Annotated in this window: 20 protein-coding genes; 7 read left to right on the top strand and 13 right to left on the bottom strand. The window is 50.8% G+C overall.

Going from position 1 to position 21,125, the window contains the following annotated elements; all coding sequences use genetic code 11:
- Positions 1–2: 2 nt before the first annotated feature.
- From ACJJIL_RS00935 to ACJJIL_RS00970, 8 genes are all read right to left on the bottom strand, one after another.
- Positions 3–890, bottom strand: a complete 888-nt coding sequence (locus ACJJIL_RS00935; RefSeq protein WP_413662311.1) for an IS3 family transposase — start codon at positions 888–890, stop codon at positions 3–5.
- The gene (locus ACJJIL_RS00940; RefSeq protein WP_413662312.1) at positions 842–1,195 is read right to left on the bottom strand and encodes a transposase; all 354 of its coding nucleotides are present in this window, start codon (positions 1,193–1,195) and stop codon (positions 842–844) included. The genes ACJJIL_RS00935 and ACJJIL_RS00940 overlap by 49 nt, the downstream gene beginning before the upstream one ends.
- Positions 1,196–1,291: 96 nt before the next feature.
- Positions 1,292–1,684: a hypothetical protein gene (locus ACJJIL_RS00945; protein ID WP_445360969.1), complete on the bottom strand. Its 393-nt coding sequence runs from the start codon at positions 1,682–1,684 to the stop codon at positions 1,292–1,294.
- A gap of 114 nt (positions 1,685–1,798) precedes the next feature.
- Positions 1,799–2,362, bottom strand: a complete 564-nt coding sequence (locus ACJJIL_RS00950; RefSeq protein WP_445360970.1) for a hypothetical protein — start codon at positions 2,360–2,362, stop codon at positions 1,799–1,801.
- A gap of 103 nt (positions 2,363–2,465) precedes the next feature.
- Positions 2,466–2,864 (bottom strand): hypothetical protein, encoded by a 399-nt coding sequence (locus tag ACJJIL_RS00955; RefSeq protein ID WP_445360971.1) that lies wholly within the window; start codon positions 2,862–2,864, stop codon positions 2,466–2,468.
- Between the two features lie 97 nt (positions 2,865–2,961).
- Positions 2,962–3,336 carry a hypothetical protein gene (locus tag ACJJIL_RS00960; RefSeq protein WP_445360972.1) on the bottom strand — a complete coding sequence of 125 codons (375 nt, stop codon included), beginning with the start codon at positions 3,334–3,336 and terminating at the stop codon, positions 2,962–2,964.
- Positions 3,337–3,978: 642 nt separating this feature from the next.
- The gene (gene ptsP / locus ACJJIL_RS00965; RefSeq protein ID WP_445360973.1) at positions 3,979–6,231 is read right to left on the bottom strand and encodes a phosphoenolpyruvate--protein phosphotransferase; all 2,253 of its coding nucleotides are present in this window, start codon (positions 6,229–6,231) and stop codon (positions 3,979–3,981) included.
- 108 nt (positions 6,232–6,339) lie between these two features.
- Positions 6,340–6,846, bottom strand: a complete 507-nt coding sequence (locus tag ACJJIL_RS00970; protein WP_282934628.1) for an RNA pyrophosphohydrolase — start codon at positions 6,844–6,846, stop codon at positions 6,340–6,342.
- Positions 6,847–7,184: 338 nt separating this feature from the next.
- Between ACJJIL_RS00970 and ACJJIL_RS00975 the strand changes: the two genes are divergently transcribed.
- Both ACJJIL_RS00975 and ACJJIL_RS00980 read left to right on the top strand, forming a co-directional pair.
- Complete coding sequence (locus ACJJIL_RS00975; protein WP_445359644.1) at positions 7,185–7,853, top strand: histidinol-phosphatase; 669 nt, start codon at positions 7,185–7,187, stop codon at positions 7,851–7,853.
- Positions 7,854–7,895: 42 nt separating this feature from the next.
- Complete coding sequence (locus tag ACJJIL_RS00980) at positions 7,896–9,080, top strand: imelysin family protein (protein ID WP_413663580.1); 1,185 nt, start codon at positions 7,896–7,898, stop codon at positions 9,078–9,080.
- A 68-nt stretch (positions 9,081–9,148) separates the two neighbouring features.
- Here the strand turns inward: ACJJIL_RS00980 and mepK are convergent, their stop codons facing one another.
- The 5 genes from mepK to ACJJIL_RS01005 all read right to left on the bottom strand — a co-directional run bounded on the left by mepK (position 9,149) and on the right by ACJJIL_RS01005 (position 16,380).
- Positions 9,149–9,682 carry a peptidoglycan L,D-endopeptidase MepK gene (mepK, locus tag ACJJIL_RS00985; RefSeq protein ID WP_282930973.1) on the bottom strand — a complete coding sequence of 178 codons (534 nt, stop codon included), beginning with the start codon at positions 9,680–9,682 and terminating at the stop codon, positions 9,149–9,151.
- An 863-nt stretch (positions 9,683–10,545) separates the two neighbouring features.
- Positions 10,546–11,724 (bottom strand): L,D-transpeptidase family protein, encoded by a 1,179-nt coding sequence (locus tag ACJJIL_RS00990; RefSeq protein WP_445360974.1) that lies wholly within the window; start codon positions 11,722–11,724, stop codon positions 10,546–10,548.
- Between the two features lie 56 nt (positions 11,725–11,780).
- The gene (locus tag ACJJIL_RS00995; protein WP_445360975.1) at positions 11,781–13,004 is read right to left on the bottom strand and encodes a L,D-transpeptidase family protein; all 1,224 of its coding nucleotides are present in this window, start codon (positions 13,002–13,004) and stop codon (positions 11,781–11,783) included.
- A gap of 187 nt (positions 13,005–13,191) precedes the next feature.
- Positions 13,192–15,144 carry a L,D-transpeptidase family protein gene (locus ACJJIL_RS01000; protein WP_445360976.1) on the bottom strand — a complete coding sequence of 651 codons (1,953 nt, stop codon included), beginning with the start codon at positions 15,142–15,144 and terminating at the stop codon, positions 13,192–13,194.
- Positions 15,145–15,558: 414 nt separating this feature from the next.
- Positions 15,559–16,380: an NRDE family protein gene (locus ACJJIL_RS01005; RefSeq protein WP_445360977.1), complete on the bottom strand. Its 822-nt coding sequence runs from the start codon at positions 16,378–16,380 to the stop codon at positions 15,559–15,561.
- 88 nt (positions 16,381–16,468) lie between these two features.
- Here ACJJIL_RS01005 and lgt point away from each other — a divergent pair, with 88 nt between their 5' ends.
- The 5 genes from lgt to ACJJIL_RS01030 all read left to right on the top strand — a co-directional run bounded on the left by lgt (position 16,469) and on the right by ACJJIL_RS01030 (position 21,116).
- Positions 16,469–17,320 (top strand): prolipoprotein diacylglyceryl transferase, encoded by an 852-nt coding sequence (gene lgt / locus ACJJIL_RS01010; RefSeq protein ID WP_413665894.1) that lies wholly within the window; start codon positions 16,469–16,471, stop codon positions 17,318–17,320.
- A gap of 6 nt (positions 17,321–17,326) precedes the next feature.
- On the top strand, positions 17,327–18,160 hold the full coding sequence (locus ACJJIL_RS01015) for a thymidylate synthase (RefSeq protein WP_445360978.1): 834 nt from the start codon (positions 17,327–17,329) through the stop codon (positions 18,158–18,160).
- A 9-nt stretch (positions 18,161–18,169) separates the two neighbouring features.
- Positions 18,170–18,679: a dihydrofolate reductase gene (locus tag ACJJIL_RS01020; protein ID WP_444915341.1), complete on the top strand. Its 510-nt coding sequence runs from the start codon at positions 18,170–18,172 to the stop codon at positions 18,677–18,679.
- A 287-nt stretch (positions 18,680–18,966) separates the two neighbouring features.
- Complete coding sequence (locus ACJJIL_RS01025; RefSeq protein ID WP_413663573.1) at positions 18,967–19,749, top strand: DUF3450 domain-containing protein; 783 nt, start codon at positions 18,967–18,969, stop codon at positions 19,747–19,749.
- Positions 19,746–21,116 carry a MotA/TolQ/ExbB proton channel family protein gene (locus tag ACJJIL_RS01030; RefSeq protein ID WP_445360979.1) on the top strand — a complete coding sequence of 457 codons (1,371 nt, stop codon included), beginning with the start codon at positions 19,746–19,748 and terminating at the stop codon, positions 21,114–21,116. The genes ACJJIL_RS01025 and ACJJIL_RS01030 overlap by 4 nt, the downstream gene beginning before the upstream one ends.
- Positions 21,117–21,125: the final 9 nt, after the last annotated feature.

Consider the following 21,125-nt stretch of genomic DNA (forward strand, 5'->3'; position numbering starts at 1 on the left):
TCTTATGCGGCCATTCTTTCATATTCATCTGGGCTTTTGAACCCAAGTGAACCATGTCTTCTTTTAAAGTTATAGTACCTATCAAGATACCAAGCTAAGTTAGCTCTTAGTTCCTCAACGGATTCAAAATTAAATCCTTTGAAACTCTCAGTTTTCAGTGTTTGAAAAAATGATTCTACATACACATTATCATTCATAAATCCTGGACGGTTCATGCTCGGCTCAATACCCAGTTCTTTGAGTCGACTTTGGTATGCATAAGCACCGTACTCAGAACCTCGGTCACTGTGAAATATTAGATCTGATTCTATATTTCTGCGACGAACAGCTTTATTTAGCGCTGACAGTGTTAGCTCAACAGTTCGAGTATCCGACAACTCCCAACCCAACACTTTCCGGGAGTAAAGATCAATAATCACAGCTAAATATTGCCATTGTCCATTGATCTTCAGATAGGTTACATCACCAGCCCATTGAGAGTCTGGTTTACTCGGCATACCATGCTCTCTTTGTAGGTTTTCAACCTTAATATAAGGATTTCCAGGCAAAGGGCGTCGACGATAGATCCTTCCAGCTTTCCCCACGATTCCAGCCTCTCTCATAAGGCGTTCAACGCGTTTGTGATTTATTCGTTCACCATTAGCTTTCAGCTCTGCGCTAATTCTTGGACTTCCATAATTACCATCATGCTGTGTATAGATAGCTTCGATACACCCTAGAATTCGCCTATTCTCTATGTCACGAGTGCTCTCATCTCGATTGAGCCACTTATAAAACCCTTGGGGTGAAACATTCAAGTATCTACATAAGTACCTGACACCAAAGTCTGATCGATTAAGAGCTATGAACGAGAATCTTTCAGCTTTGGATCTTTCAGGTACATTTCCCACTTTTTTAGGAAATCATTCTCCTTTTGCAATTTCTCGACCTGCTTTTTTAGACGTCTTATCTCTTTATCATCGGTTTGAGACCGATTTTTCGTTGTTTTTGTCATACTTATTCTACGACTGGGCTTCTCGACCAGCTTGCCTTCTCTACTTTCCTGTCGCCATCTATACACCATTACTGGATGCAAACCAATAATGTTGGCGATAGTAGTCGTATCTACTTTCAGTTGATTAGTGAGAGCTACCACTCTAACTTTGAATTCTGTTGAATATTCAACAACTCGCTCTTCACTCAGTATTTTCGGCATTTTTTCCTACCCTATTCAAAAGGTAGGCGTCTACTCAATGGGGGAAGGTTTCTAGCCGTCCCAGCCGCGCTTTTCAGCGGCGACAACACCGCATTGTTATGGCTTTTGAGCAGGCGGCTCAATGCCATACCCCATTAACATTTTTTGGTAAATTGGTGCTATAGGTGGCCGCTTGTATTTGGTCCCCAGATAAACTTTACGAAAACATTCGCTTTTTGCATTTGAAGCCGACGAAAGCACTAAATCTATTATCCCCTCTTTATTTATTCTTATTACCTGAGTGATACCTCCACCTGGTATAGAATAGCAATCGCCTTGTTCATCAAGAGAGATACTATTCTCGTATTCCATTCTTTCAATCAAGTAATCAACTCTGGACTGATTCTTCTCTTTGAATTGCTGCGCTGCTAAAGATACAGCCTCATCAAAGTCAATTGCCGAAGATATTCCAGGTAGCAATAAAAGTATGACTAGTAAGTATTTACTCAATTCTATTTCCTTGTGAAGCCATAACGACTACAACAGGGGCGGCTAGAGCGTAGCGTAAGCCGTCCCGCGAAGGGCCAAAGGCCCGTAGCAACCTGCTTGTACTTGTTAAATACTTTACTGCCTATGGAGCACATAACTAATTGAGTAACTTGTAACCTTGGTGATTTCAACTACTAAACCATCTAGTTTTAGCAATTTTTCATTTGGATTAAATAAAAACTCCACAGTATTCGGAGGTAACTGCGTAACGGTTGACTTTGGCTTTTCGTAGTGGTGGATTGTAGTGTTTGTATTAGCAGAACCATATGCGGAACTGCCAACAACGGTAGCATTGGCTGTAGTATTTGAATATACCGTTGTAGAACTACTACCGTACCTACTCATAGTTGTCTCATTTGATTCAATATCAACATTCGTAAGCCTAAAAATAATTGCTCCTTCAGGAGTGATACCCATAAAGCGCAATTCACTGAAGCCTGAATTGACCTTGCCTCCGAAAATGTCAGCTTTCCCGAAAGCATTTGGTAAATCCCTGGTTTTTGTAACTCGGTATAGCTCACTACCAATCGATGCTGTTTTCTCAACACCGGTTGGTTCTGAGTATGATTCATATGTTTGTATTGTTGCGCCACAAGCCGATAAGAGGACAGCCAGCACTGCAACTATAAAACTTCTCACTTGTATCTCCTTGAGAATTTAACGCCCACAGCAGGGGCGGCCGAAGCGTAGCATAGGCCGTCCCGCGCAGGCCCGAAGGGCCGGAGCAATCTGCCTGTGTTTGTTAAGCATTTTTCCCCTCCGACAACTTAAATACAACGCTTGTCAACAAAGCCATTAACGATGTTAACAGAGTAAAAGACAAGAGCACTATTGGTGCCACGATAACATGCATTTGTGCGGCTGAAGTGCCTGAGTTTTCAGCGCGACCGTTCAAGGCGTAGTAAGCATATGCAACCAGGCTTAAGACCACAGAAAGGACGGCCGAAAATTTGAATGGTAGATCGGGCAAGCCTGATAATTTAGAAACACCTTGCAGGATCAGAGTAGCCAATATTGGCGCGGCTACAGCGCCAAGGTTTGCTAAGCAAAAGCCCAAAAAACTGAAATAGCCTTCTTCGTACCAGTTGTAAGCCGACAGCAAAAAAATAAATGCTATGAGAATCCAAAGATATTTAATCATGCTTAACGCCGGTAGCAACGGCGGCTGAAGCGTAGCGTAAGACGTCCAGCCAGCGCGCTTTTTGCGCTGGCGATGTTGCCTACCCTTGTTAAGTGTTTTACTCCGTAGCCCATTGCCCTAAGTCCTCTACTGGATTTGGCAAACGACCAACAAGCCACTCAGCACATGTACCAGGCTTAAATTCTGGGTTATGGCACTCTATTACCCAAGATAGAAACTCGTCAGGGCCACCATTCATATAAGGTGGTGGAGACACCGGGTGAAAGGATGTTGGCAGACGCTCATTGACTGACATGTAGTTCAAAACATGACCAAGCTCCTGGACGGTGTGCCACGCAAATTGATGGTGAATATCAATATCGAATTTCACCCACCAGCAGCCATCTGCTTCTGAACCTTTTCCGATGGCACCACGTATCGCTGGAACTTTCTCAAGATACTCAATTAATTTTGTAAATGCTCTATCGTCCATAATGACACTTAACATTTATATAGTAATCATTCTGACCACTTTTATCATGATTACTATTTCGGAATCAATTTTCCCGCTGTAATGGAAATTTTAAATTAAAATCATAGGGTTAGATGTAATTGCTACTAAAGTGCAAACTACAAAAATGATCACTTTGACTACTATCCCGGTTTTTAACTCAACTTATAACTGACTGATTTGTAAAGTATTTTTACATATTCTATGTGAAGCTCAAAAATAACGGTCAAAATGATCATAATTACCTGAGCTGGCACTCACTAACTTGTCAGAATTATCGGAAATTTAGAAGTGTGATGAGGCCAAGGCTTCAGGGTTGAGTGTACTAATTGAGTATCACGCGTATTTAGTAGTTATTTGTTTTTTTCTTTGGGTGGGGGACATTCTGCTATTCCATTGACACGCTTAAAAATAAAGTGAGCTTGCCATTTCTGAAAAAGTAGCTTAAGGATTAGGAAACATTGAGAAGCTATTTGGTGGGTCAGAATAATGTTGAGCGATATAGCTCTTCATTAGTCGCTTGGGCAAATATCTTGCTGTTGCGAGGGGCTAACGGTTTGGTTGTTAGATATTTAACTCAGGCTTTATAAAATCGGGTAAATTTAGATTTAAACACCTCATCATTTACGGCTGCAAAGAGACCTTCAACCCTGCCTCATTAAGAAACCCTTTCACGGTGCTTTCAATTTGCTCAGGGCTATTCATTTGCAAAACCTGTTGCAGGAGCTGCTCAATATCAGCTCGGCTAACGGCGCGCAGTGTAGCTTTTATTCGCGGTAAGTTAGTGGCGTTCATCGATAGCATATCGTAGCCCATGGCTACTAATAACAATGCACCGCTAGGTTCTCCTGCTAGTTCTCCGCAAATCCCCACCTTGGTGCCAACGGCATGGGCTGCCGTTACGATTTCCTGCAAAGCGCGCAGTACAGCTGGGTGCAGGGCGTGGTAAATATTGGCTACGCGGCTGTTATTGCGGTCGACTGCTAAGAGATATTGAGTGAGGTCATTACTGCCCACTGATATAAAGTCCGCATGCACGGCGAGTTCTCGCACTTGGTAGACGGCGGAGGGTACCTCTACCATTACCCCGAGTGGGGGCATAACAATTTCGTAACCTTCTTCAAGCAGCTCCCGGTAGGCTCTTTCCACGAGTTTGCGCGCGGCTTCGAGCTCGTTCAGGCCGCTGATCATGGGGAGCATAATTCGCAGGTTATTTAGCCCCAGGCTGGCTTTCATCATGGCGCGCACTTGTGCCAGGAATATTTCCGGGTGGTCGAGAGTTACGCGAATGCCGCGCCACCCCAGGAAGGGATTGGTTTCCTCGATCGGGAAATAGGCCAATGCTTTGTCGCCGCCGATATCCAAGGTGCGCATAGTGACGGGCAGGGGGGCAAAGGCTTCCAGTTGCTCCCGGTAAATTTCCCGCTGCTCTTCCTCGGAGGGGAAACGGTCTCGCAATAGGAAAGGTACTTCGGTGCGGAAAAGTCCTACTCCTTCAGCGCCGCGCTCAAGGGAGCGAACAACATCGGCCATCAGCCCGGTATTTACCATCAGACGGATGCGATGGCCGTCGGAGGTGATTGCCGGGAGTTGAGCCAGGTGGTCCAGGTTGCGGGCCAGTTGCTGCTCTTCTGCAACAATATCGTCGTAGCGGCGCTTGAGTTCTGCGCCGGGGTGAATATGCAAATCGCCTCGGTAGCCATCCACCACCATATCGACACCGTCGATGGTTTCGTAGGGCAGGTCCTGGACTCCCATTACTGCGGGCAGTCCCATGGCTCGGGCAATAATAGCCACATGGCTGTTAGAGGAGCCTTTAACCGATACGGCTCCGATCAGCTTTTCCCTGGGCACTTCTGCCAATACCGCTGCGGTTAGCTCTTCGCCGATCAGGATGGTGTTATCGGGGAAGTCCCGGTCGCTCTGCTGCTGTTGCCGCAGGTGCATCAGCACTCGGGCGCCCAGGTCGCGAACATCGGCGGCCCTATCGCGAAAGTAGGAGTCGGACATGGCTTCAAAGCGCCGCACATGTTCCAACATAACTTCGGCCCAGGCCCGCTGGGCACTGAGTTGCTGTTGGATGCGATCGCACACTTCGACGGCGAGGGAGCTGTCATCCAACATGCTGATGTAGGCATCGAATAGTGCCCGTTCCTCGGGGCTGAGGTCGCTCTTCAGGCGCTCACCGACTTCGCGAATTTCCTCTTGGGCGGCTGTCAGGGCCTGTTGAAACAGAGCCAGTTCAGTGTCCACATCTTCGCATTCGGAGTAGGGCACTGTGCCGAGATTCGCATGCGGGGTGACAATATGTACCCGCCCGATAGCCACACCGGGGGATGCGGCAATGCCAGAGAAGTGAGTTTCCCGTTGTTGCTTGCCAATACAGGCGAGAAGACCCGTAGCCTCGGCGTGGGCGATAACGCCGGCGAGCTGCGCCGAGAGTGTGACCAGGAAAGCTTCCTCCCACTCGTCGAAGCGGCGCTTCTCTTCTTGCTGCACAACCAGGACACCCAGTACGGCGCGGTGGTGAATAATCGGTGTGCCGAGAAAGGCGCTAAAGCGCTCTTCTCCTGTAGAGGGGAAATATTGGAAGGCGGGGTGGGCTTCGGCCCTTTCTAGGTTAATCGGCTCTTCGCGGGTAACTACATTGCCTACCAGTCCCTCGCCGGGGGCCAGGTGGACCTGGCCAACTGCTTTGGGGTTGAGGCCATTGGTGGCCATCAGGACATAGTTGCCGTGTTGCTTGTCGCGCAGATATACGGAGCAGACGCGGGTGTGCATGATTTCCCGCACGCGATGCACAATGATTTCCAGCACCGCGGTGAGGTTCCGGGCGGCATTTACTTCCTGAACGATACTGCGCAGAGATCCGAGCAATGGCCTGTCCTCGCCAATCAACGGAGAAATTCGATGGCCCCGGAAAGTAGAATTTCGATGCTGATCGGGGCCATTTTGTGAAGATATGCTGCTAACTACCCTGTGCGGTCAGCTGTCCTGTCCGCGCAGCCAGCGTCTCTCCAGCTGTATTTGTTGTGGGGCCAGCTCGGTCAGTGCACGCCGGTATACTTCACGCTTAAAGGTCACCACTTTACTCAGTGGGTGCCAGTAGCTTACCCAGCGCCAGTGGTCGAATTCGGGTTTGTAACCGTTGTCGAAGCTGATAGAGGCTTCTTCTGCCTCGAGCCTCAGCAGGTACCACTTTTGCTTTTGCCCGATGCACAGTGGTTCGGAGCGACGTCGAATCAGCCTTTGAGGCAGGCGATAGCGCAGCCAGCCTCTGGTACAGGCAATCATACTGACTTGATCGCGAGTAAGGCCTACTTCCTCGTACAGTTCCCTATATAGCGCCTGTTCAGGGGTTTCGCCCGGATTAATACCACCCTGGGGAAATTGCCAGGCGTCCTTGCCACCTACCCGCCGCGCCCACAGTGCCTGACCGCGGGCGTTGAGCACGATAATACCGACATTGGGGCGGAACCCCTCGGCATCGATATTGCTGCTGCTCTCGCCACTCGTGCCCCGGTTCTTGTTACCCGCCGGGGCTTTATCATTGCGATTCGAATGCTTGGCGGGCTTACGGCGGTTCTTTCGTCCGGCCTGTGCCGGCTTGCCGTCGCCCAAAATACCATCCTCAATACTGTTGTGTGCGGCCGTGCGCTGCACTTACTTGTTCTGCATTGTTCCACAGCGGGGGGTTTACAGCAATTCAGTGACGCAGTCCGTGTGCTGTCGTGCGGCGCAAGGTAAAATTAGCGGCCGCGCAGGGGACGTTTCCGGCTTCCTGGCGGTCAAATGCTTATGGGGAACCTATAGTTATGGGAGAGTCGACGGTGCACTTGGCAATCTTTGATCTGGATAACACGCTGATAGGTGGTGATAGCGATCATGCCTGGGGCGAATTTCTGGTGGAGCGTGAACATGTCGACGGGACCCGTTACCGCTCGGCTAACGATCGCTTTTATCAAGATTACCAGCGCGGTGAATTGGATATTTTTGCCTACCTGGAATTTGCCTTGGAGCCCCTGGCGCAGCTTTCTCGTGGCCAATTGGATAACTTGCAAAGCGAGTTTATGCAGGAAGTTATCAGTGAATTGTGGCTGCCTCGGGCCCAGGAGCTGATCGGCGAACACCGCCGCAAAGGCCACCACATCATGATTATCACTGCGACCAATCGCTTTGTGGTTGAGCCCATTGCCTCGCGTCTCGGTGTCGATACCCTGCTGGCCACTGAGCCAGAGGAAGATGAGGGGCGGTTCACCGGGAAGGTCGTTGGTGAACCCTGTTACCAGGGGGGGAAAGTTGTCCGGTTGCGCCAATGGTTGGCCCACAATCCGGAATACGCCAACAGTGAAAAGTGGTTCTACAGTGACTCCATCAATGATCTGCCCTTACTGGGCGAAGTTGAGCACCCAATTGCGGTGGACCCGGATAATCGCCTGCGCGCAGAAGCTGAGGCTCGCGGCTGGCCGGTGATCAGTTTGCGGGAAGAGAGTGAGTAGGTGCTTGCCAGTATTTGTGAAATGCACAAGATGGGGAATTGAGTGAACGGATCTATTATCCAGTACCGGGCCCTGGCTGTTTTAATCGGGGCCCTGGCCGGACTTTCTGCCTGTGAGCAAAAAGCGGTAGAAAAACCGCAGCAGGTATCGCAACAAAGTATTGCGCCGCAACCTGTGAATGAAAAGGCTGCGACCGAGTTATCCCTGGCAATTTGGCAGGCGGGTGAGGCCCAGGTTATCCACGCCCATGCCGCTGTTGAAACTCTGCAGCGTGAAGTGGATGGTCTCCTGGCTCAGCCGAATGAAAATAAGTTGGAAAATGCCAGGCTTGCCTGGCTGGATGCCCACAGGGAATTTGCTGCTGCATTGCCTTATATCCAGTTGGCTTTTTCTTCGGGAGAGTTGCGCAGCCAGGGTAGAAAATTACTGTTATCAGTAGATAGTTGGCCGGCCCAGGCGGGCTACCTGGATACAGTGCCGGGTTATTCTGAGAGCGGTATCGTTAACGATACGGCCATTGATCTGACTTTAACGAACCTGCGCAAGCAGCACCGCCTGACGGCACATGAAGAGGCCAGCACCGGTTTTCACGCCCTGGAAATCATGCTCTGGGGGCCCACCAGCGAGCGGGTTGCGGAGCAGTTTTTAGCTAAGTCCGATGGGGAAAAACCCGAGGCCCTGGCCGTCAATCGGCGCCGTGAACTAACCCGCTTGATCGTTAAAGGTGTGGAAGAGGATATGGCAGGCTTGGCCCGCCGTTGGCCGACGGCGGCCAACAGCCTGTCGCGGCCCTATCTATCCCTTGGACCGGTTGCCCGATTGCAGCAAATCCGTGCATCGCACACCCGGGTGATTGATGAGCAGCTGTTGCGCAGGTTGCCGGAGAGTTCCGAGAGCGATGTGGAAAGTAGCCGTGCTGCGGATTCAAAGCAGGCGATATTGGCAATTATGGCAACTCTCCAGTCAAACTGGATTCCCACCGGTGGGGGCGGCTTGGCGGAGCTGTTGCTGGATCGACATCAGGTGACGGCTTTAGAGCAGGCTTTTGTGGATTTCGAGAGCTTGTTGCTGCAAATGGAAGACCCGATTGAGCTGGCGGAGCTGACCCAATTGGCCCAGGCACGCAAACTTCTGGAACGTATCGCCGGGTTGATGGCAGGTACTACCCAAGTGCCAGTATCCGATCAGGATGTGATGCCGGTTAGCTTACCGGTTGATGGTGAATAAATCTTGCTCTCACAGGCATAACAAAAAACCCGGCGACTGCCGGGTTTTTTGTATCTGTTGGGTGGGGATTACCAGCGACGTACAGGGCCAGTATCCACGTGTACGAAGTTACTCTTCGGGTAGTATCCGACACCGCCCGCTTTCAGGTTGAGTGCTGCCTGGCGCAACTTCGACAGGGACACACCTGGCATACGGATATCCAAGGCCATACCACGTGTGTGGTAACTGCGTTTCGCTACGCCTCGGCCAGCTGCACGCAGCTTGGCATTGGTTTTAGGTGAACGGTATCCAGAGATAATCTCAATGGTGCCGTTGTAATTGAACTTCTCCTTCAGCTTGTAGACGATATCTAGAAGCTTGGGGTCCATTCGGGTCACTTCGTTGGCGCGGTGGTCACGAAGCAATTTGTTGAACTGCTTCAGGCCTCCGCTGCTGTAATCTCCGTTAGTCCAGTAGGCGGCCTCCAGCTTCTCCCCGGTGTGCAGGTTGCGCATTTTCAGGGTGCGGGAGCTACCTACTTTTGCGAAAGTCGGTCCGGCGCTGACGGCCGCCGCAGTTGCGCAGGTCACTGCCAGGAATCGACGTCTGGATGGATTCTTCATAATTCCGCCTCGTCGTTAAATCTCTCGTCGGTTTGCCTTAGTTGGCGCAACCGGGTACGGCGGAAAATGTACAAAAAATAACCAGTTGTTACAAACCTGAAGCTGCTAATTCGGAAATAATTAGATAGCCTGGGTGGTATATTTTTTCTTTTCTGCTGCCTGAAATTGGAATTTTTATTGCTGATCAGTCGATAGTGCTGAATAGATTGGAGACAGCGTTGTCATCGCACGCTAATCACTAAAAAATTATTTTTCTGCGACTTATAAGTTTTATCGGGCGGTTTCGTCAGTGTACTTGGGAGCTATCCGATCACCTCTTCGGTCATGAGCTCGATAGCCTTCTTTATTAGTGGCTGGTTTACCCATCTATATACAGAGGACAACCTAGATATATAGAAGATAAGAGTTTGTATGTACATGTATATACATGCAGATTGGATTCTGCCAGCGTAGTATTTCTCCGGACATACAGCTGTTTAGGTTATCTGGCAGACTCTGGACCGCCCTATATTTGGGGGGCGTATTGATCTCGATTTCCTGGAGCCCGCCAGTAGCAGCGGGCGATAAAAAGAAACCTGGAAAAATTAGATCCGGCCAGTATTGCTACCACGGTTGTGAATATGGCAAATCTCTAATTTCTTAATGACAAGGATGTAGTTTCCAAATCAAGGCCAGGGTTTAAATAGGAATGTGAGTAGTGCTTTGAAAAATTAAATCAAACTTGCTTAGGTGGTTATTCTGATCGGTGTCTTTCAAGTTCTATTGTTTGGAGAACTTTAGCGTTATAGAGCGCTGTCAGAGAAAATGAGAACAGGCAAAATCCTTTAGCGATACTTAATATTTTTCACTTGCCGATAAGCTCCCTAATTTGGATAAGGCAGCTCTTTGTCACGATGATAAATATCAGAGCGGAATTGGGGGCGCCCATCCCTATCTATCCATGCTGTCATATAAACAATGTAAATACGGGGTGACCCCTTAACCTTTACATTCAGAGCATCGTGCCCATTCGCTGCCTGCGCTACCCGGGTTCTATCCCAACCCTGGTCACGGAGAAGAAAGTACGCTAATTCTTCTGGTGCTTGTAGCCTTACGCATCCGTGACTTAATGCCCGCTGGCGAAGTTTAAACAGGCTTTGAGCTTGGGTGTCATGGAGAAAAATAGCCTGCTTATTGGGGATAACAAATTTCACTTTCCCCAGAGTATTCTCAGGGCCACTCAATTGCCTCAAAGTAGCATGCCCCCCGGCTGCCTTGGCAATAGTCTCCTCTGTAATAGGGGACGATTTACCGCTGCGATATTGCACTACTCGATAACCCCGTTTGTGCATGGCTGTTGGGTTGTGTCGTGCCTTGGGTAAAAGCTCGGTGACAAGAATACTTCGGGGGACTGTCCAGGTTGGGCTGAAAACAATATTGGTTATCCGCGTGCGTAAATTTGGTGTGCGCGTACTGCTTTTTCCCACGACGGTTTTCATATTGAGAGCGACCGAACCATCTTCAATAAGCTGCAATCGATAGTCGGGCACGTTGACGATTACGTAGCGATCATCCTCTGGGAGCTTTAGCTGCTCCCATCGGGATGCATTTAATTCCATTTGCTTAGCGCGTTCCATTGGCGATATAGCCAAGGCTGCAAGTGTGTCTTCACCGGCGATACCGGTAACGTTCAATCCGTGGCGTTCCTGAAAGCGCTCCACTGCAGCTTGGAGCGCACTGTCAAATCTTCGGGGATCTTTTTGCGGAGCGGAAAGCGGCCCGGGCTGACCGTGATAATCCTTATACATTGCCAGTAAATTACGTAGTTGTAGGACACGAGGGCCTTTGTCTCCGGGCTGTAAAGTTTTTCCCTGGGTAATCGGTCGCCAGTTTTTCGCTAACACTCGGTAGGCCTGAGCGGTATCGCGTAATTGCTGGGTCGAACTGATTGGCTCAATAATGACATCGGTCTGCCCAGTGAATGAGGCATTCAAAGGGCTGGCCGAGGCAATTACGAGGCTTATCAGTGCGGCGATGCCGAGCTGGAATGGGCCTTTTGCCATACTGATAACTCAGTAGTCCCTATAGCTCTTTATCCGCTTCACTCCGCTACCTCCTATTACTGATCCCGGTTATAGATATCCGGCCGAAACTGAAGCTGCCCATTTTCATCGATCCAGGCAGTCCAGTAAGCGATATAAACCGGTAGGGGATTTTTAAGGGCAACGCCATGGGTGCGACCACTTCCCAGCGCGCGATTGATGCGAGCATCACTCCACTTGTTTTGTTGGGCTAACATCATGCGAGCAAACTGCAATGGTTTTTCCAGACGAATACAGCCGTGGCTAAAGGCCCTTTGGGATTTTTTGAATAAGTGCTTGCTATTTGTGTCGTGGAGAAAAATGGCCTGCCGATTGGGGATAACAAATTTCACTCTTCCCAAAGCATTTCCCGGTCCGCCTTTTTGTTGCAGCGAAATCTGCCCTCGACGTACTGCAGCCACATTTCCACGAGTAAAAGGCACCGATCTGCCCCGATGATTCATTAGGCGATAACCTTTTGCCCTGAGGGCGGAACTGCCCTTGGGTAAAAGTTCCCGCAGCGCAATACTGGGCGGGACACGCCATACAGGGTTAAATTCCAGTCGCGTCATACGGGTAGCGATTTGCGGTGTTTTGTGTTTTGGTTTTCCCACAACGACCCGCATACGGAACTGCTCTTTATCACCTTCAATTAGGCGTAAATTAAATTCCGGGACATTCACGATAATATAGCGAGGCCCTAAATCCTTGGGTAGTTGTTTCCAGCGTTCAATATTCGCTGCCAGAATTTTGGCAACTTTATCTGGCGGGGTATTGAGCCGACTCCGTGTTCCCTCATCAACCAGTGCCGTTTGCTTTAATCCGTGACGTTTCTGAAACCGTTTAACGGCTTGCTGCAGTTTTTTGTCGTAGACATCTGCTTTAGAAGTATCTGCTCCGTACTCTTCGGGATGGTGATCACCATAGAGCATTAACAGGCTTCTCAATTGCGCAACCCGGGGACTGCGGCTGCCCGGTGCGATAGGTTGTCCAGCACTGAGCGGTTTCCAGTAATTACCTTGTGCCAGGGTTTGATAGCGTGCTAACGCTTCGCTGAGCAGGGAAAATTGCCTGCCCTGAGGTAAAAAAGGATCGCGACTGCCGATCAGGTCTGGTTCGACGGTATCTTTAGCTTCGGCGAGTATTTGTGGTGAGTGAATGCCCAGCGACATTGCTACGGCAATCGCAGCGGCACTCGCCCTGAGGGAGGTTAGTTGGTTGCGTGGCAAAAAAGCGCAAAGTGAATTGTTGGCAGCACCCATAAGTCACCCCTGCAAGCACTGAGAAATCAGTGAGATTTATCACTGTGCTCACATTGATAACTTGTGACTGATAGTCTTTAAATAATTTTCAGGAATGGTGCTGCTTAAGAAAGGATAATTAATGGAATAACACGCTCAATAATTCCCTGGTTATAACCGGGGCGACGTATAGCCGCCCCGGTTTCTTTTAAAATTGATTATCGGCCAGTCCATCTTTGCCATAAATATCCGGGCGGAAGTTCAGGTTGCCCTGGCCATCGACCCAGGCAGTCCAGTAGGTGATGTAAACCTTCACCAGTTGGGACATATCCACTTCCGTGGTTTCCTCTCCTGTGGTCAATTGATCGATACGCCATTGATCCCAATCCCCTTGGGGACGAAGCAGCGCTTCGGCCAAGTGGCGGGGTTTTTCCAGGCGGATGCAGCCATGGCTATAGCCCCGTGAGGTCAGGGAAAAAAGTTTGCGCGCGCGCGTATCGTGCAGGTACACGTCGTGAATATTGGGGATTTCAAATTTGACACGTCCCAATATGTTTTCCTCACCGCCCATTTGGCGCATAAGGTAGGAACCCGCACCTGCAGCAGATAGGTTTTGCGGAGTCAGGGGCAGTTTTTCACCCCTACCGCTAATCACCCGATATCCCATTTTTTCCATACCCGCTGGGTTTTTACGAGCTTTGGGGAGTATCTCATTTACCAGGATACTGCGCGGTACTGTCCAGGTGGGGTTAAAGACTACCTTGCTGACACGGGTGGTTATTTCAGGCGTTGCGTGTTTTTTCTTACCGACGACGACATTCATCGCCAGTTTGACCTGGTCGTTTTCCACGTACTTGAGACGGTACGCAGGAATATTGACCTGGATAAAGCGGCTACCCAATTGTTCCGGCAACTCTTCGCGGCGCTTGATATTCATTTCCACAATACGGGCGCGCGCAGCTGGGGATAAGTTCAGGCGTTTGCGAGTTGAGCGACCGACAATACCATCTGCTCTCAGGCCGTGACGCTTCTGGAAGCGCACCACCGCTTGGTGAAGGCCCTGATCGAAGCGATTGCGATCAGTGCCGCCGTAGCTGTAGTAAGACTGGTAATCACCGTATAGGGAGAGCAGGTTGCGCAGGAGGCCCACATGTGGGTGGCGTGCACCCATGGTCATGGCAGGGCCCGCCGGGATCGGACGCCAGCGACCGCTGGAAGAAATCTTGCGCAGTCGTTGCAGCTCACCGCGCAGCGCTCTTACATCGTTGCCATAGGGCCGGTTTTCCTCGTAGTAAGGCCCCTCACTGTTTTCAGATCTCACCGGTGGGGCGGCAGCATTTGACCGCCCCTGATTGTAATAAACGCGACTGCCAGAACCCGAACCACTATTGTTGTCCCGATAGGAACGGTATCGACTGCGTTCATAGGTGCGAGTGCTACCGGAATAATTGCGTCCTGAGTAATTGCCGGAAGTATCCGCATTGTATTCCCGCGAGTAATAGCGGCTGCGAACATTGCTGCCTAGATTGGCCGCGCGATCATATCCGCGGAAGTACTTGCGCCCGCTGGGTTCACTGGAAGCCTGCTGTTGAGCGGTGCTGGTCGTAACCAAGCGGAAACCTTCGCTATCCCGCAGAACCGGTGTGACACCCCGACGCGGGCGGGTTTTGGGCTTGAGCCTGTCCAGCTGGGTATCTTGCGCGTAGGACACAAAGGCATCGGTTAGTAAGATATCCAATACGGCTGCCATCTGCAGACGTTGAGGTGTATCGCGGAGGGTGCGATCGAAGTACCCCAGGTGATAGCGGTAGTCGACCATGCTGCTCGGATTGCCGGAGCTGGCAGCTGTGAGTTGTTTCAGCAGGTCATTGGCACTATCACTTAGGCTGTAGTTATCGAACCAAAGCAAGCGGTAATCCGTGCGCTGGTAGATCTTGCGCACAGCGGCGGGGTTGAAAATGGGGTCCTGGGCTGGCCAGGCATCAGGGTTTTCCTCTAGCCAGTGCACTAAATGAGGGCGAACAGCGTTCTCCGGTAAAACGGGTACGGTCTTCTGGTTTGCTGCGAAAGCATAATAAAGAATGAAGACACAGAGGCTACCCAGTGTCAGCAGTGGAAGTACAGATTTGCGTCTACGATGCTCGGGGTTGAAATACGACATGGTACCTCAGCGATTCTGCGGGGGCCCGGTGCGATATTTTGGAAAATGCCGGGCGCCAGATCGTTCATACCTTCCCAACCTGTGGCGAGCCCATCCAGATACTCAGGGATATTATCGGTGACTCGCACGTGTCATGCGTCCCGCGCGACTTCCTTTTATTAAGACTGATGTCGGTGTCCTGCTTGCGCGAAACTCAACCAACTTCAGTCTGTGAAAGTAAGTATGGCAATAAATGCAAAATTTGCTTGGCGCTTCATTCTTTTTAGAGTAAGGATTTGCGAATGATGAGTTTTGCGTCAAATTTTTCGCTCGTGGGTGAAAAAGGGGTGTGTCTACTGGGGCTTATTTGAATATTGTGCAGAGGCTTGCACAAAAAGTTATGCACAATTTCTCTGCCATTAGCATTTAGCCCGCTTAATTGGACGACCGGGTAGTGAAGTAGCACAGGGGTCCATTTTCATTGCCCTGTATAAAAGTCTGCTCCCAAAGTTGGCCACACCCCCTCTGGTCGATGGTGATCACGGTACTCGCGCGGGTACCGTAGCCTCCATTGCGAAGCATTGGTTCTGTCGCCGAGCTATCGGCATCAATTTGAATGAATATAGGAGAGAGCGCCCGCTCAATCTTCAGTGGTAGCCCAGTATGGGGGAGTTGTTGGTCCGGCGCGGGGGTGCGATCTTTGAGTAGTGCCAGGGCTGGCTCCACAAAGTTCTCGATTGTTACCAGCTGGTCGGCCGCAGGTATTATTTCTGCCAGCCCCGCTTTGCCCCTCTCCACCTTTGGCCAGGGTTCGTCCGGTGCGCCGTTGGAGATACCGTGAATACCCGGTTCAAACGTAAATGGCTTGTGCCGGTTTCCGGCACAGAAGAGAGTGTTTTGATTCTGAATATCAAACAGCAGGGCGTTAAAGCCCCGGTACTGCTGGGATTCCAGGTAGTGGATGAAATGCTCAGGGCTAATTTGTTGGCTGAGGAATTTCTGCGGTATTTCCCCGCGGGATAGCGCTCCTACAGGTTCCGGTGTTCCAGGTTCCCGGATATTGGTTACAGCGGCGACCCGGCCGGGGGATACGCCGGCCCATGTTCCCTGGGCTTCAAGGTCTCTACCCGCAATTAGCCCGGTCCCTGGCCAGCGCGCCGCTGCAGCGGTTGGCCGTTGATAGAACTCATCCCGATTGGCGATCAACAGCAGAGGGTATTTCGGGTGGCATTGATAGGCGAATAGCAGTAGACACATGGGGATCTTCCCTAGGGGCAAGCTGCCCTTCCACAGCGGGGGGCTTTACGACCATAATACGCCCTTTATTAGCAATCGCGATTCCCCCATGCTGACCTATCCCGAAATTGACCCGGTAGCCTTTGCAATAGGCCCCTTAAAAGTGCACTGGTATGGGCTGATGTACTTGGCTGGCTTTGTCGCGGCCTGGTGGTTGGCATTGCGCCGAAGTGCCAAACCCTGGTCACCGGTCATTAAATCCGAAGTTGAGGACTTGATTCTCTACTGTGCCATTGGTGTCGTTATCGGTGGCCGCTTGGGGTATATGTTCTTTTATAATTTCCCCCAGTTGCTCGAAGACCCGATATCACTGATCCGGCTGTGGGAAGGGGGGATGAGCTTCCACGGCGGGCTGATAGGGGTAATGTTGGCCACGGCACTCTACGCACGCAAAATTGGTACAACCTTCCCGGCTCTAATTGATTTCGTTGCTCCTCTGGTGCCCATAGGTCTTGGGCTTGGGCGGATCGGTAATTTTATTGGCCAGGAGCTTTGGGGGCGTGAAACTGAAGGCCCTTGGGGCATGGTCTTTCCAAAGGACCCGGATCTTCTGGTCCGGCACCCATCCCAGCTGTATCAAGCCTTCCTTGAGGGGCTGGTTCTCTTTGCGCTGCTCTGGTGGTTCTCCAGTAAGCCGCGCCCTCGACTCGCGGTGGGCGGTATGTTCGTGACGCTCTACGGTGTATTCCGCTTCCTGGTGGAGTTTGTCAGGGAGCCCGATGGGCATATTGGTTTTGATTTATTTGGATGGATGACTCGTGGGCAGCTTTTGAGCCTGCCAATGATTATTGCCGGCATCGCATTGCTGGTGTGGAGTTATAAAACTCAGCCGCTTCCCGAGGGGCGAACTGAGCAGAAAGGTAAGAAAGCAGGGTCTTCCCGAGTTAAAGGCGGAGCATAGCAGTAGATGAAGCAGTATCTCGATCTAATGCGCCATGTGCGCGATAACGGCACCGTTAAAGGTGACCGCACCGGCACTGGTACTCTCAGTGTGTTTGGCTATCAAATGCGCTTTAATTTGGCGGAGGGTTTTCCGCTGATCACCACTAAAAAGTGCCACTTGCGCTCGATTATTCACGAACTTCTGTGGTTTTTGCAGGGGGATACGAATATCCGCTATCTCCAGGACAATAAGGTGCGGATTTGGGATGAGTGGGCGACAGAGGATGGTGATCTGGGCCCTGTATATGGCCATCAATGGCGCTCCTGGCCCACTTCTGATGGTCGCCAGATCGACCAGATTGAGCAGTTGGTACACCAGTTGAAAACTCGCCCGGACTCCCGGCGCCTGATGGTTAGTGCCTGGAACCCTGCGGATCTGCCAGATGAAGGTGTTTCACCTGCTGATAATGCTCGTGAAGGGCGCATGGCCCTGGCTCCCTGCCATGCCCTGTTCCAGTTCTATGTCGCTGATGGCAAGTTGTCCTGCCAGCTGTACCAGCGAAGCGCAGATATTTTCCTCGGGGTGCCTTTCAATATCGCCTCATACAGCCTGCTGACCCTTATGCTGGCACAGGTATGCGGTTTGAAGCCCGGCGATTTTATCCACACCTTTGGTGATGCTCACCTCTACTCCAACCATATGGAGCAGGTCGAACTGCAATTGCAGCGCGACCCTCTGCCTCTGCCACAAATGCACTTGAATCCAGATGTGAAAGATCTGTTTTCTTTCCGCTTCGAGGACTTTGAGCTCAAAGGTTACGAAGCCTATTCACATATTCCGGCACCTGTAGCGGTTTAAGGGGCAGTAATGACGGTTTCTATTGCTTTGATTGCGGCAGTTGCCCGCAATGGTGCTATCGGCAAGGATAATGAACTCCCCTGGCGCATCTCCGGCGATCTGCAGTTTTTTAAGCGGACCACTATGGGAAAGCCAGTAGTAATGGGACGAAAGACCTTTGAGTCTATTGGTCGCCCACTTCCGGGGCGTGTCAATATTGTCATTACGCGTAATGCTGACTGGGTTGCGGATGGCGTTGAGGTGGTCCAGTCTCTGGATAAAGCCCTGAGTCTGGCCCAAAGCTGCGCTAAGGACAGCGGCGCCACTGAAGTGATGGTTATTGGAGGGGCACAAATTTATCGTCAGGCACTGCCTCTGGCTGCCCGCTTATATGTCACCGAAGTTGACGCAAATATCGACGGGGATGCATACTTTCCCGACATGGATGACTCATGGGTCGAGTCGGCACGAGAGTGTTACCCGGCCTCGGACAGGAATGAGTACAACTACTCATTAGTCCAATATGACAGATTTAAATAAAAACAATTTGATCAAAAGTTGATCGATCTGTTAAATTCTCCAACAGCTTACACAAGGAACGTCGCCGCTAATGTGTGCAAGTAACCCGGGAATGTTACCCAAGTGTTACCTTGCTACCCAAGCGGGCCGATGCTGGCAATCGGCATTTGAATAATCAAATCGGCTGTTTACAATGTGCGGCTCTTAGCTGTCTTCTAACCAATGTTTTTAAAACAAAAGGACACCGCGTTGTGGCAGCTAACTCATCGCGACCATGTTGTGAAATATTGAACCCACTGGGGGGTCTAATGAAAACCAAGCGATTCATGGCTGTGGCGCTGACCACTGCGCTGTCTGCCGGCGCGCTCTACGGCAGCGTAGCCACTGCGGATACTCTCGATAACGTACTCGCCGTCGGCCAGCAGAAAACCACTGCGGCCCAGGCATCGCAAAAACGCATCGACAAGATTGCCGACGAAACCAGCAGCCTGCTGCAGGACTTCAAGGTGGTTAATAAAGAAATCGATGGTCTGCGCGTATACAACCGTCAGCTGGAAAAGCAGCTGGCCAACCAGCTCGAAGTTATCAATGAGCTGGACGAGTCTATTGCCAACGTTACTGTCATTGAACGTCAGATTCAGCCGCTGATTCTGCGTATGCTGGAAGGTTTGGAGCAGTTCATTGAGCTGGACGCACCGTTCAAGCTCGAAGAGCGTATGGCGAACCTCAACGGTGTTAAGAGCACCATGGACCGTTCCGATGTAAGTGTTGCGGAGAAATTCCGCCAGGTACTAGAGCTGTACAACTTCGAAGCGGAATACGCCCGTAAGATCGACTCTTACCGCGATACTCTGACCGTTGCTGGTCAGGAGCGCGAGGTGAGCGTTCTGCAAATCGGCCGTATCGCCCTGCTGGCTCAGACTACTGATGCAGAAATTGCCCTCGCATATGACAAAGCGCAAAAAGCGTGGGTTGAGATCGACGCTGGTGAATACCGCCGCGCTCTCATGAACGGTCTGAAAATTGCCAAGAAGCAGGCCACTATCGACATCATGACCATGCCGATCCCGGCTCCGGAGGCAGCGCAATGAAAACCTCTTTCGCCAAACGCGTTTTAGTAGCGGCAGCAGCTGGCCTGATCAGCTTCTCCGCGGTTGCTCAAGAGAAGGCCTCTTCTCTGGACGACCTGCTGAAAATGGTTCAGCAATCCAAAGTTGCCGAGTCCAAAGAGCATAAGCAGCGTGAAGCTGAGTTCCGTCGTCAGAAGGCGAATCAGAATGCTCTGCTAAACCAAGCCAAAAATACTCGCACCGCTGAAGAAAAGCGCTCTACTGACCTGGAAAAGAAATACCAGGAGCAAGAAGTCGCTGTAGATCAGAAGCGTCAGCAACTGGACCAGCGTCTGGGTTCCTTGAAGGAACTGTTCGGCCATATGTCTTCTACTGCTGCCGATCTGCGTGCCAATATCGGCTCTTCTCTGGTTTCCGCTCAGTACCCCAATCGTACTGAGTTCATCGATGGTCTTCTGGCCAAAATGAACAGTGCTACTCAGCTGCCGACTATCGAAGAGATCGAGCGTCTGTGGTTTGAAATTCAGCGCGAAACTGTTGAATCCGGCAAGATCGTTAAGTTTAACGCGACCGTGATCAAGCCAAATGGTGAACAGGCTGATCAGGAAGTGGTTCGTGTAGGTAACTTCAACCTGGTTTCCAATGGTAAATACCTGGAAATGAACAATGCCTACAAAATGGCTGAGCTGATCCGTCAGCCTGACGCCAAGTTCCAAGGCATGGCTGAAACTCTGCAAGCTTCTACCAGTGGCTTTAGCGCTTTCGGTGTAGACCCGACTGGTCCTACCGGTGGTTCCTACCTGAAAGCTATGATCAACAGCCCGGACATCGTAGAGCGTTGGCACCAGGGTGACATCGTTGGTTACATCATCACTGCTGTTGGTGTCTTTGCGATGTTACTGGCAATCTTCCGCCTGATCGTTCTGACTGGCGTCGGTGCCAAAGTGAATGCTCAGCTGCGTTCCTCTACTCCGAACACCAACAACCCGCTGGGTCGTGTACTGGCTGTTGCGGAAGAGAACAAAGGTGTAGACGGCGAAACTCTCGAACTGAAGATGGAAGAAGCAGTACTGAAAGAGCGTCCGGCAATCGAATCCGGCCTCAACCTGCTGAAGATCATCGCCATGGTTGCTCCGCTGCTGGGTCTGCTGGGTACCGTTACCGGTATGATCGTAACCTTCCAGGCGATCACTATTTTTGGTGCGGGCGATCCTAAGGCAATGGCCGGCGGTATTTCCTCAGCCCTGATCACCACCGTTCTCGGCCTGTGTGTTGCTATCCCGACTGTACTGATGCACACCATCGTAAATGCTCGTGCCAAGCGTGTTCTGCATATTCTTGAAGAGCAGAGCGCCGGTATCGTGGCAGAAAACGCCGAGCGCAAATAAGAGGAGGCG

The organism is Microbulbifer maximicatervae (SeqCode) (genome assembly GCF_052468095.1).